At 43.6% G+C, this 17,880-nt stretch carries 9 protein-coding genes; 4 read left to right on the forward strand and 5 right to left on the reverse strand.

The features are described from left to right. Window positions 1-84: 84 nt before the first annotated feature. The 4 genes from FEK29_RS07510 to FEK29_RS07525 all read left to right on the forward strand — a co-directional run bounded on the left by FEK29_RS07510 (window position 85) and on the right by FEK29_RS07525 (window position 6,415). Window positions 85-498 (forward strand): hypothetical protein, encoded by a 414-nt coding sequence (locus FEK29_RS07510; RefSeq protein ID WP_138257813.1) that lies wholly within the window; start codon window positions 85-87, stop codon window positions 496-498. Window positions 499-624: 126 nt separating this feature from the next. Continuing rightward, on the forward strand, window positions 625-1,707 hold the full coding sequence (locus tag FEK29_RS07515; protein WP_138257814.1) for an efflux RND transporter periplasmic adaptor subunit: 1,083 nt from the start codon (window positions 625-627) through the stop codon (window positions 1,705-1,707). Window positions 1,708-1,728: 21 nt separating this feature from the next. After that, window positions 1,729-4,971 (forward strand): efflux RND transporter permease subunit, encoded by a 3,243-nt coding sequence (locus tag FEK29_RS07520; RefSeq protein WP_138257815.1) that lies wholly within the window; start codon window positions 1,729-1,731, stop codon window positions 4,969-4,971. Beyond that, a complete protein-coding gene (locus tag FEK29_RS07525) occupies window positions 4,964-6,415 on the forward strand; it encodes a TolC family protein (protein ID WP_138257816.1) in 1,452 nt (483 codons plus the stop codon). The genes FEK29_RS07520 and FEK29_RS07525 overlap by 8 nt, the downstream gene beginning before the upstream one ends. A gap of 66 nt (window positions 6,416-6,481) precedes the next feature. On the opposite strand, the gene FEK29_RS07530 is transcribed toward FEK29_RS07525, so the two are convergent. The 5 genes from FEK29_RS07530 to FEK29_RS07550 form a co-directional block, all read right to left on the reverse strand. Then, window positions 6,482-8,263: an alkaline phosphatase gene (locus FEK29_RS07530; protein WP_138257817.1), complete on the reverse strand. Its 1,782-nt coding sequence runs from the start codon at window positions 8,261-8,263 to the stop codon at window positions 6,482-6,484. 88 nt (window positions 8,264-8,351) lie between these two features. Continuing rightward, window positions 8,352-9,398, reverse strand: coding sequence for a phosphatidylinositol-specific phospholipase C1-like protein (locus FEK29_RS07535; RefSeq protein ID WP_138257818.1), 1,047 nt, complete (start codon window positions 9,396-9,398; stop codon window positions 8,352-8,354). Between the two features lie 128 nt (window positions 9,399-9,526). After that, a complete protein-coding gene (locus FEK29_RS07540; RefSeq protein ID WP_138257819.1) occupies window positions 9,527-11,272 on the reverse strand; it encodes a RagB/SusD family nutrient uptake outer membrane protein in 1,746 nt (581 codons plus the stop codon). Between the two features lie 39 nt (window positions 11,273-11,311). Further along, complete coding sequence (locus FEK29_RS07545; RefSeq protein ID WP_138257820.1) at window positions 11,312-14,398, reverse strand: SusC/RagA family TonB-linked outer membrane protein; 3,087 nt, start codon at window positions 14,396-14,398, stop codon at window positions 11,312-11,314. 395 nt (window positions 14,399-14,793) lie between these two features. Then, a complete protein-coding gene (locus FEK29_RS07550) occupies window positions 14,794-17,826 on the reverse strand; it encodes a DNA polymerase III subunit alpha (protein WP_138257821.1) in 3,033 nt (1,010 codons plus the stop codon). Between the last annotated feature and the right edge of the window lie 54 nt (window positions 17,827-17,880).

The following is a 17,880-nucleotide window of genomic DNA, read 5'->3' on the forward strand; positions in this document are numbered from 1 at the left end:
TAATCACTTTTCTATCGATTTTTGCATTTTTTTAACAACCACTTTTTGTTATCAGGGTTTTCTTGATATAATTTCACCCCCGAAATGAAGCAGAGTCTTTTAAAATATTCCTTACCACTAATGCTCACCTTGCTGTGTGGGCTTTTCTTTGTTCATTCCAATTTAAAGGTAGAGGATTCCATAAAACTCGATTCCAAGGAAGCCTTAATCCAACTCAATGATGTAGACCAGCATGCCCAGGTCGCCATCAACCCATTATCCAGTGATAAAAAACTTGCCATCGAGGTTGCAGAAACCGAAGAGCAAGAGGAAGAGATAAGACATACGTTTCCAACGGAGCACGGTAGATATTTAGGTGGCATTTCCGCTACTTCACTTAGAACCCAATTCATTTGGCATACTCGCTTTGATTCACAAAAATCCTTTGTAGCCTTCAGCGCATCGGATACAACTTCCTTATTTAGAAGATACATCAAGTATCAGGTATTTAGACTATAGCATTTTTTAGGCCGCAACACTTTGCTGGCCCCTTTCAAAAAGCCTTTCTCACCTAGACTCCTTCTTTAGGAGAAGTGATAGGCAAATCCATTGTTCTAAATAATATCATTTTCTAAATTTAAAATTATGAGGAGAATCCCCATGATTATAGGTCTTCTAATTATTTTGGGCCTATCTAGCTGTAACTCCAAAAAAGAAACCCACGAGGACTACACCAAATTTTTGGTTACCAGTCCCATAAAAAAAGACACTTCCATCACCAAGGATTATGTGGCCCAAATTCATTCTATACGCCACATAGAACTTAGGGCCCTTGAAAAAGGGTATTTAAAGGAAATTCATGTAGACGAAGGCCAGTTCGTAAAAAAAGGGCAAAAGATGTTCAACATAATGCCCAATGTCTATCAAGCCGATTTACAAAAGGCAGAGGCCGAAGCCAAAATTGCCGAAATAGAGCTCAATAACACCCAATTACTTGCCGATGGCAATGTGGTCTCCGCCAATGAGCTCGCCATGGCCAAAGCTACTTTAGAAAGAGCAAAAGCAGAGGTGGCATTGGCCCAAACACATCTTGGATTTACAGATGTTCGCGCACCTTTTGATGGTATCATGGACCACCTTCACGTTCGGGAAGGTAGTTTACTTGATGAAGGAGAACTATTGACCACCCTATCCGATAATTCCGAAATGTGGGTCTATTTCAACGTACCGGAAGCCGAATATTTGGATTATATCATTAGCAAGGACAGGGGCGATAAGAAAACCGTAGGTCTTTTGTTGGCCAATAACAAACAGTTCAACCAAAAGGGTATCGTACAGACCATTGAAGGTGAATTCAACAACGAAACGGGAAATATAGCCTTTAGGGCCACCTTCCCCAATCCCGACAGAATTCTTAGGCACGGAGAGACTGGAAGTATTCTCATGACCATCCCCTTTAAAGATGCTATCATCATTCCCCAAAAAGCCACTTTTGAGATTCTTGACAAAAAATATGTTTTTGTGATCGACGAAAATAACGTTGTGCAACAGACGGAAATTACCGTTGCTGCAGAACTTCCTCACTTATTTGTTGTTAGTAAAGGAGTAAGTCCTAAAGATAAAATTTTACTGGATGGCATACGAATGGTCAAGAACAAGGAAAAAATAAAGACCGAGTTCGCGGAGCCGAACGAGGTGATTTCCAAGTTGGCCGTTTATGCCGAATAACAAGAATTAATCCAACGTATTATGTTCAGTAAATTTATCAAGAGACCGGTCTTGGCTATTGTCATATCGGTAATAATCGTATTTGTAGGATTGCTTTCCATAAAGCAATTGCCTATTTCACAGTTCCCCGAAATTGCACCGACCACGGTAAACATTTTCATTGCCTATCCAGGTTCCAGTGCGGACGTTTTGGTAAAGTCCACACTAATCCCCTTGGAAACCGCCATAAACGGTGTACAGGGAATGCGCTATATCGCTTCCGATGCCACCAGTGCCGGCGAGGCGACCATACGTATCATTTTTGAACCTGGTACCGATCCAGATCAAGCCGTCGTACGGGTAAAGACCCGCCTTGACCAGGTAATGCCAAACCTACCAGATCTTGTGCAACGCGAAGGGGTTATCATAACACCTATTCAGCCCAGTATGCTTATGTACGTTAACCTCTACAGTGATAACGTGGATGATCATGAGCTCTTCCTCTATAACTACGCATATACCAAGATGATTCCAGAAATACAGAGAATCGATGGTATTGCAAGTGCCCAAATTTTGGGAAGCCGAAAATACGCGATGCGTGTCTGGTTAAAACCGGACCGTATGCGGGCTTATAATGTCTCTGCCGAGGAAATCCTCACGGCAATGGAAGAGCAAAGTATTTTGGCCAGACCGGGAAGGATCGGACAGAGCTCCGGTAAGACCTCGCAATCCTTGGAATATGTGTTGATGTATCAAGACCGATATAACGAACCCCAACAATACGAGGAAATTATCATAAAGGCCAACGAAGATGGTGAAATCTTGAAACTTGGTGATTTGGCCGATGTAGAGCTGGGAAGCGAATTTTTTGATATTTATTCCAATCTGGATGGTAAACCATCGGCTTCCATAGTTTTGAAACAGACTTTTGGCAGTAATGCCAGTGATGTTATCGATGCCGTAAAGGACAAGCTTACAGAGTTGGAGAAAGACCTCCCTTCCGGACTTGATTATAAAATCAGTTACGACGTATCCAGTTTCTTAAATGCTTCCATAGAACAGGTAATGCACACGCTCAGGGATGCTTTTATCCTGGTTGCCATTGTGGTATTTCTGTTCCTGGGCGATTGGCGCTCCACGTTAATACCCATCATTGCGGTTCCCGTATCCCTCATAGGTGCGTTTTTCGTAATGCAGCTATTTGGATTGTCCATCAACTTGATAACCTTATTTGCCTTGGTTTTGGCCATTGGTATTGTGGTGGATGACGCCATTGTGGTCGTGGAGGCCGTCCATGCCAAAATGGAAGAAAAACATGTTGGACCATTTGAGGCCGTGAAGGTGGTCGTCAATGAAATTGGGGGCGCGATCATTGCCATTACCTTGGTGATGGTTTCCGTATTTATTCCCATTGCCTTTATGACAGGACCTGTGGGTGTATTCTATCGCCAGTTTTCCATTACCATGGCGGGATCTATCGTAATTTCAGCGGTGGTGGCCCTTACTTTGACACCCGTTCTTTGCGCCATGATCTTAAAAAACAACCATGGAAAGCAAAGAAAGAAATCCCCGTTGGACAAATTCATCGATTGGTTTAACCGTGGATTCGAAAAATTGACCGGTAAATATGGGAAAGTATTGGACCGTATCGTAGCAAGAAGGGTATTGACCTTTGGTATCCTTATCGCATTTTGTGTAGGTATATTTTTCACGAACAAAACCTTGCCCTCCGGATTTATTCCCAATGAGGATCAAGGTATGATCTATGCGATTATCCAAACACCTCCAGGATCAACATTGGAACGCACCAATGATGTTGCCAGAAAATTACAACAGATATGTGAGGAAACAGAGGGTGTGGAATCGGTTTCATCCCTAGCAGGTTATGAGATTATGACAGAAGGCCGTGGTTCCAATGCGGGTACCTGTTTGATCAACCTAAAACCATGGTCTGAACGGCATCATTCCGTTCACGAGATTATGGAGGAACTGGAAGAGGAAACCAAGGATTTGGGTGCGGTAATCGAATATTTTGAACCACCAGCCGTTCCCGGTTTTGGTTCTTCCGGGGGTTTTTCCCTACGTCTTTTGGATAAAACGGACGGAACCGATTACCATGAATTTGAACGTATCAACAATAATTTTATGGATGCGCTATCAAAACGTGAAGAGATTACCGGCCTTTTCACTTTCTACTCTGCCAACTATCCGCAGTATGAACTAAAAATCAACAACAAAATTGCGATGCAGAAGGGGGTGAGTATAGACAAGGCCATGGAAAACCTGAACATTTTAATCGGTAGTACCTATGAGCAAGGATTTATCCGTTTTGGAAGGTTTTTCAAGGTATACACCCAAGCAGCACCAGAGTACAGGGCATTACCTTCCGATCTGGAAAAATTGTTCGTAAAGAACGAGGAAGGCGAAATGGTACCCTACTCTGCCTTTATGACGATGGAAAAACGTTTGGGACCCAATGAAATTACCAGGTACAACCTTTACAATTCGGCATCCATTAGAGGACTTCCTGCAAAAGGATTTACAAGTGGCGATGCCATTGAAGCGATCAAGGAGGTAGCGGAAAAAAAGCTTCCACGCGGGTATGATGTAGATTGGGAAGGTCTTTCGTATGACGAGGCAAAAAGAGGCAATGAATCGCTGTATGTATTCATCGTTGTGCTTATTTTCGTCTACTTTGTATTGGCGGCGCAGTATGAGAGCTTCCTTTTACCTTTTGCAATTTTACTCTCACTGCCCGTAGGTATTTTTGGGTCCTTTGTAATGCTCAAGGCGATGGGACTAGCCAATGACGTGTATGCACAAATAGGACTTATCATGCTGGTTGGGCTACTAGGCAAGAACGCCGTGCTTATCGTGGAGTTCGCCGTTCAGAAAAGAAGGCAGGGAAGTACTATTTTGGCCTCCGCCATTGAAGGGGCCAAAGTACGGTTTAGACCTATTCTTATGACTTCCTTTGCTTTCATCGCCGGACTTATTCCTTTGGTCATCGCCCACGGAGCTGGAGCTATCGGCAACCGGACCATTGGAGGGTCGGCCATGGGTGGAATGCTGTTGGGAACCCTATTCGGGGTACTAATAATCCCGGGTCTTTACTACATTTTCGCAAAGATGGCCGATGGTCGAAGTCTCATCAAGGGAGAGTCCAACGAACCGGTTTCCGAAGAGTTCATGAGAATTTCCGAAGAGGAAAGCAGGACTAAAACGGCCTTAAAGGAAATGAAAAAACTCTTGAAAAAATTAACCAAAAGAAATGACAATGAATAACTACAGAGTACCTAAAATAGAAAGCTACGGTAGGCTTTTCGTCTGTATTGTTCTTTTTGGGGCCTTCCATTCCTGTGTTCCAACGAAAACGCTAAAGCAGGAGGACAAAAGCTTACCGGAAACCTACAGGGCCTTATCCAATGATACCTTGAACACCGCAAAAACAAAGTGGCGGGAATTCTTTTCCGATCCCTACCTTGTATCGTTGATCGATACTGCCTTGGTAAACAACCAAGAGCTGAATATTATGTTGCAACAGATCGATATCGCACAAAATGAGGTAAAGGCCAGAAAAGGGGAATATCTGCCATTTATCGATGTCAATGCTGGTGCCGATATTGAAAAAGTGGGAGAATACACCCGAAACGGTGCGGTTGAAAAAAACCTGAACATTCGGGAGGATGAGGAATTTCCAGAGCCCCTGACCAATTATTCGGCCGGAATTTTCGCTTCTTGGGAACTGGATGTTTGGAAAAAGTTACGTAACTCAAAAAAGGCAGCGGTCATGGAGTATTTGGCCACCGTAGAGGGCAAAAACTTTATGGTCACAAGTCTTATTGCCGAGATAGCGGATTCGTACTATGAATTGATCGCTTTGGATAACCAATTGGCCATCATTGAGCAAAACCTTGAGATACAAGGAAATGCCCTGAGAATGGTACGTCTTCAAAAGCAGGCGGCAAGAGCGACCGAACTTGCGGTACGCAGGTTTGAGGCCGAAGTCCTAAAGAACCAAAGCCATAAATTTGAGGTGCAGCAGCAGATAGTAGAAACGGAAAACAAGCTCAATTTCCTCCTAGGCCGCAATCCCCAAAAAATAAATCGCAACTCACAAAATTTCATTGAGAGCGAAATCGATACCATGTACGCCGGTATACCTGCACAATTGCTTCAAAACAGGCCCGATATCCGCAAGGCGGAATTTGAGCTGGAGGCCGCTAAACTGGATATAAAAGTGGCAAGAGCCAATTTTTATCCTTCCATTGGTATAAAAGCTGGAGTTGGGTTACAGGCATTTAAACCCAAATACCTGACCGAAACCCCGCAGTCCCTTTTATATTCGGCGGTGGGCGATTTGGTTGCCCCCTTGATAAACCGAAATGCCATTAAGGCAGTATACAATACGGCCAATGCCAGACAGGTACAGGCGGTCTATGAATATGAAAAATCGATTCTTCAAGGATATATTGAGGTTACGAATCAATTATCCAACATGGAGAACCTCAAAAAAACCTATGATTTAAAGGCCCGGCAGGTTGAGGCCTTAACGGAATCCATAAACCTTTCAACACAATTGTTCCAATCGGCAAGAATCGAGTATATAGAGGTGCTGTTTACCCAAAGGGAAGCTTTGGAATCCAAAATGGAGTTGATAGAAACGAAACGGGACCAGCTTGTTGCCCGTGTGGCTATTTACAAGGCTCTTGGTGGTGGATGGAATTGATTTCCGCCGAAACCTAAATTAAAAGCCTCCATTCTAGGGGGCTTTTTCTTTTTTTTTAAAGAATGGTTAGTTCTTGGCCTCCATAATTTCCTTGAGCTTTGAAAATATCTCGGAGTTTTCATACACCCCTTGAAAATTTTGAGCTTGTGGCCCATAGGCAAATAAAGGAACCATGATGGCAGTATGATCTATAGTCAAAAAATCACCTTGAACCTCGCCTTGTTCCAAATTTCCGCCCACGATTCCAAAGCCGGACGTTTCATGATCGGCCGTAATCAGAACCAACGTATTGCCCGTTGTATCGGCAAACTTCAATACCTCGGCAACCGTTGCATCAAAGTCCAACATTTCATCTATGATGGTGGCTACATTATTGGAATGACCGCCATTATCTATTTGGGCTCCTTCCACGACCATGAAAAAAGGTTCTCCATCTTTTGAAAGAACTTCCATGGATTTTTTTACGGATTTTGGCAACATATCCCCCCTGCCCATTTCTAGGGTCGGCATCTTGCTTTCTCCCAAAAATATCGCGGTCTTATTTTTTAGATCGGTAAATTCTGTCAGCGTGATTGGCTTAAACACCTTGCCCAATTCAGCAATATAGGAAGCTCCCCCGGCAATAAAAAAATCCAATTTGCTTGTTTTCAGATCCTTTAGAATACCATCGGTATTGTCCCTATCCTTTACATGGGCATAGAATGACGACGGTGTAGCACCGTAAATGGCATCGGTCGTAATTATTCCTGTTCTATACCCTTTTCCGGATGCGACATCGACCAAGTTAGGCAACACCTCATCATTGGGTCCCAACCCAATGGCCCTATTATTCGTTTTTTGTCCCGTGGCCATGGCCGTTGCCCCTGCGGCCGAATCGGTTATCAAATCATCAAACGCGGATGTTTTTATCAACCCAATGTCCTTAATAGTTGTGATACTCAATTGACCCCTATTCGCGAACATAGCGGCCGAAATTTGGGCCAATCCATTACCATCGCCAATCAAAAGCAAGATATTCATTGGTTTAGAATTTGGATCAAACTTGTATTGTGGCCTATATATCGAATTAACCTCGCCCTTATAACTCCTGCTATCCAAAGATTCCAAATAATTATATGCCTTGGCCGGTTGATCGGTGTTGATAAAATCCACCCCCAATGTGGCCAACCGTGCCCAAGCGGTCTTGGTATCTGGGGTTGCCCAAAACCGAAAAGGTTTATTGAACGTATGGGCTCTTTTTATAGCAGCTTTGGCTTGGTTCAGTTCTTCTTCCACCATTCGGCCATATCCGTTCCAAACTGAATACTTTTGAAAGCTAAGGCTGATCATGGCCACCTTTTCCATTGGTACCGTTTCCAAATTGTCCAAATTTTGATGATCAAAGTATATGTAATCCGGATAGTTAACATAATCACTTGGATCCGGACGATTTCCTGATATTACAAAGGAGACTTTATCTCCTTTTATAAGATCAGGATATTTTTTTAATACCTTTTGTATTTCCTTTAGGGTAGGTATTGCAGGGGACTTTAGATCCAGTAAGAGTTGTAAGTTCCGTAGTTCACCTTTTTTCTCTAGTTCAGATAAGGGTTCCAAGTAAAGTGAGGATAGCGTGCGACCTTCCTTGATATTTGATTCCTCGTGGGTAACGTACAGGGTATTATCCTTTAGAAACAAATCAACTTCTATAGATGAAGCGTTATTTATATACGCTTCTACAAAAGGGAAATCCTGATGGTAATCATTATGGGAATGTACTTTGTAAGGTATTTGTCCATAGCCAAAATGTAGGGCAAAGACCAGAATCCAAAGCGATAATAGGCGTTTTAGTAAATCGTCAATTTTCATTTTAAACAAGATTATTCTATGTCCTTATGGTTAAAGTTCTAGTAAGAGGCCCCAAGGTAACCATGGTTTGCGGTATTTGTTGGTTGCGCTATTCTTTTATTCTCTCAAATGTACCCATACCAAAATCAACTTTGTAGTGCGATTCAAAAAGTTTGCTAGGCAGATAATAATCGGTAGTAATTATTTGGGCACCCGAAGCTTTAGCTTTCTCAAACCTTGTATAGTCATTATTTCTTGCCTCAACCGTTCCCGAATCCGCACGAGTGCGGACCATAAAACCCTTGGAAACCAAATTCCGGATTTTGTCAAAATTCCTAACCGGATCATTTACGATCATAAAGGCCGCTTCTGGACTTCCCTCCGGTTTATTGATAAACAGTGCCGCATTTTTAAGTCCGGGGAATGTATCTAGATAGAGATCACACCTAGTCTCACTTTCATCCAAAATAAAGAGAAAACGCCCCTTTACCTCGTCCAAACTGGGCCATCCCTTTTCAATTATGGCACGTTCGAGTGATTCGTGATTCCCTCTCACCATATCCGGAGTTATCAATTTTTCGTTTGGGAGAACCGTTTTTATCTCTTTATCCAAGTTTTCCAATGCATCGGCATCAAAAACCAAAGGATCCTTTAATTGCCGTATTTTCTCGTCTTTCGTGTTCAACGTTATGAAGATTGGAGTATGCTCCGGGTTTTTGTTGGACCAGGTCAAAAGTTCCAGCAGCGCCTCTTGAAAAAGTAATTGGTGGCTTCTAAAATCTATATCCTGAACATGAAATACTTTGAGGCCGGGTTTGTTTAATTTTTTCTCCCTATCGAACGGCAAGAATTTTTCTCCCGATAGCTCTACAATATCCAATCCTTTTGGATTGGAATAGTGTCCACCTTGAGGGTCGTGAAATACATCAAGTTCCAGGTTTCTAAGTCCTAAATCCAACTGTTGGGTCAATGGGATATGCTCATATTGAAGCGATTTTGCCATTGATGAATCCAATTGAAATAGATACTCCCATAAAGGCTTTTCAATTCCTATTTTGTAACTATTGTGACTTCCGATCACCTGGATATCGTTCAACCGTACATTTCCTTTCCCATATTCCTGGGAAAGACAAAAAACAGGAAGAATTAAAATCATAAATACCTGTATTTGCTTATGCATTTTCATAGATTGCGATTAACCCGTTCAAACTAATTTAAAACCCCCAGAAAAGGAAAATACGGCAGGTATTTTCATACCGGCCGTATTTAATTTAATATAGAGCATCAATAACCGGGATTTTGCACCAAAAATCCCTCTAAACTAGATGCTCCATCTATCGCTCTCTGAGGAATGGGAAACAATCTTTTGTTTGGATCGCTATCCGTCTTGCCCGTCCAGGAGCCCTCATATTTGCCAAAACGGATTTGGTATGTTCTTCTCAGTCCTTCCCAATAGAGCTCAAATCCAGATTCACGAAATAGAATATCAAGGTCAATCGTTGCAAGTGCTTCGGGCGTCTGCTCAGGCCTGGCGGTTCTTGAGGTTCTAAGGGTATTAATATCTGCCAAGGCACCGGCATTGTCCCCTTTACGGAGTTTTGCTTCGGCCCGCATCAAATAAATCTCACCCAAACGAAGCAATACTATATCCACGCTACTGTTGCTACAGCAATTGGGAGCTGTACGGCTGAATTGATATTTCGAAAACCGATGTCCAGTGTTGTGCAGACTGCCCTCATCCGTAAAATTAACGTCAAGGTTATGGTCCACATACTTAAGGTCCGCACCGCTTGTCCTTCTGTTTATGACGGGGTAAATACGGACAGACCCATCATCACAGGTGAGAATATTGCCCTGCTCGTCTTTTCGAGGTCCCCAAATTATTCCTCGAATTATACCCCTATCAATTTCAAACTCCTCAGCCGGAACGCAGTAAAAATGGTCCGCATCGTTGTTTGGGTTTACCCCAGTGAGGTCTCTAAGATTTTCTGGGATTACGGTGTTCTCTTGAAAGAAACGGGCATCGGCCACGGCCGCATCAAAATTGCCATAGGCATCTGCCCATGTCTGAATGAAATCAGGGGTTGCCGCAGCGGCATCGGTGCCACGGGTATTGGGAAATTCCGGTCTTGGAATTTGATCGCCCGATATGGACCAGTACTGCCAACGACTGTGTTCTGTCTGCAAAACGCCCCTTTGATCGAGCGAAAATATAACTTCAGGGTTGCTATTGTTGTCGTCATTGAATATGTCAAAATACTCCGGTGACAAAGAGTAGGGTCCTAAAATGATATCATTGGTATATTGAATTACCTTATCCATATCGGCATCCAAAAAATTGGGTGTACCATAAGGATCGCGGTATACGGCGGAATTCAAGTACAATCGGGCCAAAAGGGCCTTCACCGCATCTTTGGTAAACCTACCGGGACCTTGGTCGTTATTGATAACTTCAACCACGGACAATAGTTCACTTTCAATATAATCCACAGCTTCTTGCGCTCTAAGGATTTGGGATATTTCTTCTGAACTTTCTTTTTTAAAAACAATTCCCCAATTATCCAGCGCCAACATATTGAGATAGGCCCTTGCGGCGATCATTTCGTGCAAAGCGCCTTGCGCCTCGGCATTTCCGTTATCAGCCTCAGGACGCAGTCTATCAATGGCGATGACCGCCCTGGATATGGATAAGGTTATTTCGTTCCAGGAATCGCCCACGAGACTATTACCAGGGGTCATCAGATGTTGATGCACTGCGATGAACTTACCACCGTCAAACCAGTCCCTCCCACCACGGTTGGGAATTATGGCTTCATCCGAAGCGATTTCCTGGAGACCAAAATTGCGTGTATGAAGCCATACATTTCTAAGTAGACCGTAAACGGGCGCTATGGAACCACTTACAATTTCGGCCTGACCGGTCCCGGTAAGCGACTCGTCCAGTACATCCTCTTCCAAGTCCGTGCAACCAAAAAATGCAACTAAAAATAGCACTATCGGTAATGCTCTATAAAATCTAATAGTTTTCATGATACTTTTTTATGTGATTTTAAAATCCTTTGTTTTTCATTAAAATGTTATGTTAAGAGCGAAAAGTAAGGTCCTTGCTCTTGGATATGTAAACCTGTCGATACCAAAGGTCTGTATTTCGCCTTGGGTAGCGCCCGTATTGACTTCCGGGTCAAAGCCGGTATAATTGGTAAGAACGAAAAGGTTTTGCCCGGTTAACGAAAAACGGATGTTTTGAAGGGCATCCCCCAAGCCGACCTTTTCCGCGCTCAAATTATACCCTAGCGTGGCGTTGTTCAAACGTAAGAACGAACCATCCTCTAGATAGCGGGTGGATACCGTATTCGAATTGCTCAACGACTCATTGGGAAACTGCACGGCAAAATCCGTAGTGTTGTTAGACCTACCCAATTGCGCTTTGTTGAAAAGGGACATTGTTGTGTGATTGTATACTTCATTACCGGCTACCCCATTGAAGTTTAGCCCCAAATCAAAAGCCTTGTACTTGAAGTTCGCATAAAACGCGTAGATAAAATCAGGGATGGCACTGCCCACTACCCTCCGGTCATCATCCAAGACGGCACCATCTCCATTAGTGTCCTTGAACTGGTTAAGGCCATCGGCTCCAATACCATCGAATTCAAGCATGTAGAAAGCACCTATTGGCTCGTTGTTGATATACCCATTAATGGTTGCACCTGTTTGTCCGGACCCTTGCGCCGCTCCTGTAGTAAGGACCGAATAGGGTGAATCCCTTACTTCGTTTTGAATATAGGTGACGTTGCCCCCAATGTTATATGAAAAATCGCCCTGTGAATTGCTGTTGTAGTCCAATGCCAATTCGACGCCACTGTTATGGATTTCCATATTGTCGATATTATCCCAGAAAGTAGAGGTAGGTTCTACGGGGTCTGCGGGCACTACTTCCAATAAGATATTAGAAGAAACTTTATTGAAATAATCCAGCGTACCCGTCAATTTATAGTCGAATAGCGCAAAATCAAGACCTAAATCAATTTGTGTGGAAACCTCCCATTGTAGATCGGGGTTCGCCAAGCGGGTAAAAACGATACCGAACGGATAATCGTCAATGGAGTTGCCCTGGGTATCGATGGGGTAGGTACTTAGGCTCCCTGCACCCGTTAACAACCTATCTTCCGAAAAACTGGCCTTTGTAATCTTGGAGGGGATTTCTTGGTTACCTGTTTGTCCCCAACTTGCGCGCAGCTTAAGGTTATCAAATACGGAGTTGGCCATAAAATTCTCATTGCTAATATTCCAGCCAAGTGCAAATGCAGGGAAATACCCATATTTGTTATTTGCACCAAATTTTGAAGAACCATCTGCACGCAAGGTGGCAGTCACAAGATATCTATCATCATAGGTATAGTTGGCCCTTCCAAAGAACGATTGTAGCTCGTTCTGCTCTGCGGCAGCTGTTACCGTAGTTGGAAATTCATCCGTATTGGTCTGGTCCTGGAACCGTGGCTCAATATTATTGTTGGCGAAACCTCTATAAAAAAAGGTTCTCCCCTCTACTAAAAATTTCTGATAGGAATGTCCCGCAAGTACGGTTACATTATGAACCTCATTGTTCCAATTATACGTTAGCGTATTTTCAACCAGTTCATTCGTATTGGAACTGATTGTGCTCTCCAATGAGCCCTGTGAGATATTGGATTCATTTACGACCTCTGGAAAAGGTCTGTACTGTTCGTCCCTTGTGGTAGTTGAATAGTCGACCCCTAGGTTTAATTTATAGACCAAACCGTCGAAAATTGTAACTGAAGGCGAAATACTGGCCAAAATACGGTTGTTGATGGCAGTATCGCTAAAGAGTTCGTTCCTTTTTAACGGATTTAAGGCGTTTGTGTTCAAAATTGTTGGAACACCGTTTGTAAGTGCGGGAATTGTGGGGTTCAAACTGAGCATATCACTTATGGTTCCCGTTATTACAGGTCTCAAATTTTGAGTACGCGAGGCGGTGAGGTTATAATCAACGTTCAACTTACCGTTGAACGCTTTTTGGTTCATGTTCAATTTGCCCGAATAGCGTTCAAGGTTGCTGTTTTGCAAAACACCCTCTTGTTCTTGGTACCCCACCGATGCGAAATAGGCAAATTTTTCCGTTGTGGCGCCGCTCATGGAAAAGTTTACATTGTTGGATACCGCTGTTTGTGTCAATTCGTCCTGCCAATTGGTATTGGCCCCAAAATCTTCCAGCGTACCACCTACCGCTACTACTTGGTTGCGAAAGGTGTCCGCATCAAATACATCAATCTTGTTTGAAATGGTGGAAAAAGCCGTGGACGCCGAGAAATTCATTTCGGTTTTGCCCGTTCTTCCCCTCTTTGTAGTAATCACAACGACTCCATTGGAGGCTCGTGATCCGTATACCGCGGTAGCACTGGCATCTTTTAGCACATCAATGCTTGCTATATCGCTGGGGTTCAAAAAATTCAAAGGGTTGGTATCAAAACCATTGTTAGCATTGTCCAGTAAAAAGCCATCAACCACATAAAGCGGCTGTGTACCTGAACGCAAACTTCCAACCCCTCTGATAATCACATTTTGTGCCGCACCGGGCTCTCCGCTATTTGCCGCGATGTTCACCCCTGCCAATTTACCTTGAAGTAATTCCCCAGGGTTGGTTACCACTCCCTGATTGAAATCTTCGCTTTTAACCGATGCAATAGCACCTGTAATATCAGATTTCCTTTGGGTACCGTAACCTACGACCACTACATCGTCCAATTGCGTGGCATCCGGCTCCAATTGTACATTTATAATGGAATTATTGCTTACCACTATCTCCTTGGGACTATAGCCCAAATAGGAAATTTGCAAAGTTGCCCCAGAGCTTACATTGATGGTGAAATTACCATCAAAGTCTGTAATGGAGCCGTTACTGGTTCCTTTTTCCAGCACGGACGCTCCCGGAAGTGGGGCTCCCGTTTCATCCGTAACCTGTCCGGTTATTGGGTTCTGTTCCAGAAAAAATATAAAATCATAGGAATCCTCTACAGATCCCCATGCTTTTTCAATACTTTTATTGGTAGTTTTTGAGTTCCCGAAGAGGAAACTGCTTCCTAAAATCGCAAAAAGTAAGATAAAGCCGATTTTAGTTAGTCGGTTTTTAAGATACATAGTTTTAAAGTGTTGAAGTTTTAGTGATTTTCGATGCTTTTTAGAGAGCCTGTTGCCGCAGGCTCTTTTTTGTTTTTAGATTTCCGATCAAAAGTAATTCTTAAGAAGTAGGTGGTAGGTTACGGATACTTTATGATTAGTTTAATTTAAAATGAGGTAGGACGCTTTCCATCGATACTTTTTGGTGATGCAAAGACGGAAAAATGGTTTTTACCGATTATTTCCCTCGGGTGTTCGAAGAGTTTGCCAAGAAAGTAGCTGTTCTGTATACTTTAGCGGTATAAATAATCGAACACCAAATCCAATACATTATGAAAAAGTGTATTATCCTTCTTGCCATTTATACTGTATTGCTTCTACTCTACTAAGAGCGATTTATTCCAATTGTAGTTTCCCTATTCCAACTTGAGTTCTGAAGGTGAAGCTGCATTCTTTTTATCGGAAAAAATTCTGGCACTGGTCTTCATATCGGCATAACGTGGATCCGGGATGTAATCTTCCTTGCGCATTTTGATGACTTCGATGCTCAAGAAATCGAACTCGCTCACCACCTTTCCGTAAAACCGATAAATACCCCTGCCCCTAAAAGCATACTTGGCAGCTACCGGTGGAAACAACACCGTATCGAAAACCATTCCCTGCTGATCTACCAACGTGGCGAAATACATACGCTTCCCCGTATGGGTACTCGTATTTTTCACCGTAACCAAATACCCATAAATATCTATATAACCGTTTACATAGTTAATTAGATCCTTGCTCCCGTTCGTATTCTTTGGAGGTTCTGCCAAGAGCTCGAACGGACTGCACAGACAAAAACCCAACAGTTCCAATTGGGTAAAGGCGTCCTCTTGACCACTGGTATGCAATGGGGGAATCCTAAAATTTTGATGTACGGCCGGAAAAAGCTTTGGGTGCTCCAGCTTTGTCCCCTTGTTCAAAAACAAATGGGCCTTCCACAATAATTGGTGTTTGTTGACTCCCGTAAACCGGAACGCATCGATACGTATAAGAATACTTATCTGTTCTATGGATATGACCACGCGATCCAAGAAATCCTCCAAGGAGGCAAACTTCCCTTCCCGACTCCTTTCCCTGAGGATACGTTCCGCTACCCTGCTTTCCAAATCGCGTAAATAGCCCAGTCCCAAGAAAATAGCTTCTCCGTAGATTACATTGTTATGATTGCTCCTATTAACACAGGGCGGGTGTATGGTAGCCCCCAGCATGCGGGCCTCGTGGACATAGAATTCCGTCCGGTAGAAACCGCCCCCGTTATTAAGCACGGCCACCATATATTCCAAGGGATAGTAGGCCCTTAAGAACAGGGTCTGATAGCTTTCCACCGCATACGAAGCGGAATGTCCCTTGGCAAAGGCATAGCCGGCAAAACTGGCTATCTGCTCCCACACCTCAAAAATAACACTGTCCGGCTCTCCCTTTTTGCGGCAATTCTCGATAAATTTTAAACGTACCTTTTCAAACTCTTCCCGCGAACGAAACTTTCCGCTCATTCCCCGCCGTAACACATCGGCTTCGCCCAAATCAAGGTCGGCAAAATAGTGGGCCACTTTGATCACATCTTCCTGATAGACCATGACCCCATAGGTCTCCGGCATAATATCCAACATGACCGGATGCGCCTTCTCGGCTGTCCTCCCCTTTTCCCTATGCCTTAGGATGTACTCCCGCATCATACCGCTTTTGGCAACCCCTGGACGGATGATGGAACTGGCAGCCACAAGACCCAGGTAATTATCCACTTCCAGCTTTTTCAACAGCATCCGCATGGCAGGGGACTCCACATAAAAACACCCCATGCATTGGGCAGTCTTGATCAGGTTGTTGATCCTGGGGTCCTTTTTGAACTTTTTGACATCGTGGATATCTATTTCCTGGGTGTTACCCATGCGGTTATAGGCGATGATCTCCAAGGATTCCTTAATTTTCGAGAGGCCCCTTTGGCCCAAAATATCGAACTTATAAAGTCCCACGTCTTCAGATATCACCATATCGAACTGTGTGGTAGGAAACCCTTTGGGCGGCAAATGCGTGGCCGAAAACCAATGTATGGGCCTTTCGCTGATCAAAATACCTCCGGCATGAATGCTCAGGTAATTGGGCATTCCCATGATCAACCGACCATATTTCAACACCAGCCGTGCCACCTCATCAAGCTTTCCCGGATCAAACTTTCCTTCGGCGAGAAAATCGATTTCATTTTTAGGAAGTCCAAATACCTTCCCCAACTCACGGATAACGCCCCTTTCCTTAAAAGTAACGTAGGTACCCAAAAGGGCCACATGCTTAAAACGGTCAAATATATATTGGGTCATAACCGGTCGATCATGGTGTGAAAAATCGATATCAAAATCCGGGGGGTTGGTTCGATAGAGGTTTATGAAGCGCTCAAAATATAGGTCGAGTTCCATGGGGTCCACATCGGTAATTCGCAACAGATAAGCCACGATACTATTGGCGCCGCTACCCCTGCCCACGTAAAAGAACCCACGTTTTCGCGCATAGGAAACAATATCCCAGTTGATCAGGAAATAGGAAACAAAACCTTTTTCCTTGATCAGCCCCAACTCCTTTTTCAAACGCTCCATGATCTCCTCGCCCACCTCTTGGTATCGGTACGGTAGACCTTCCCTACACAATCGCTCGATCATTGCATCATCTTCCTCCTTGGATCCCGTATAGGTTTGTAGGTTTTGGGAAACCCTGTCCTTTGAAAAATCAAAATGGATGGAACAGGTGTTCAACAATTTTTCCGTGTTTTCCAAGATAAAGGAGTATTCTGAAAAAGCGGCCACTAGATTCTCTATAGGATACATTTTTTCATCCTCGCTGCCTTCCTCCGTTTTCTCCAACTTGCTTAACAGCACATTCCTATCAATGGCCCGTAGCAACCTATGGGCATTGAAATCGCCCTTATGCCGAAAGGTCACCGGTTGTTGCACCACCAACTTGTCCCTCAACCCCTTTATTCTTGAAAATGGCAACTTACGCAGGTCTGCTATCGATATTCCTATAAACTCGTGTGCCCCAAAGTGTACCATTTCATTGAGAAGCACCTTTTCAAAAGGATAGACTGCATAGGCATTTTGAAAGCGTGGAGCCCGGGAAGGGAACCTTTTTTCCTCATGAAGATGTTTGGACAGGAAATTGTTCAGTTCCAAATAGCCTTCGTTGTTTTTGGCTATGCCTATAAAACAGGGGTCCACACCATTTCTAAAATCGATTCCCAATAGGGGACGTACATCATATTCAGGAGCCTTGCGTACAAAATTCAGCGCCGCGGACGTGTTGTTGATATCGGTCAGTACCAATTTCGACACCCTATTTTTTTGTGCCATGCGCAGAAGTTCCTCTTCGGAAAAGGTTCCGTAGCGCAAACTGTAATATGTGTGGCAGTTTAAATACAAGGGGCAAATTCAAGTTCAAGTTCAAGTTCAAGTGTCAAGTTCAAAAGCTACTAG

This window comes from Maribacter aurantiacus, assembly GCF_005780245.1.
GTDB classification, from domain to species: Bacteria; Bacteroidota; Bacteroidia; order Flavobacteriales; family Flavobacteriaceae; genus Maribacter; species Maribacter flavus.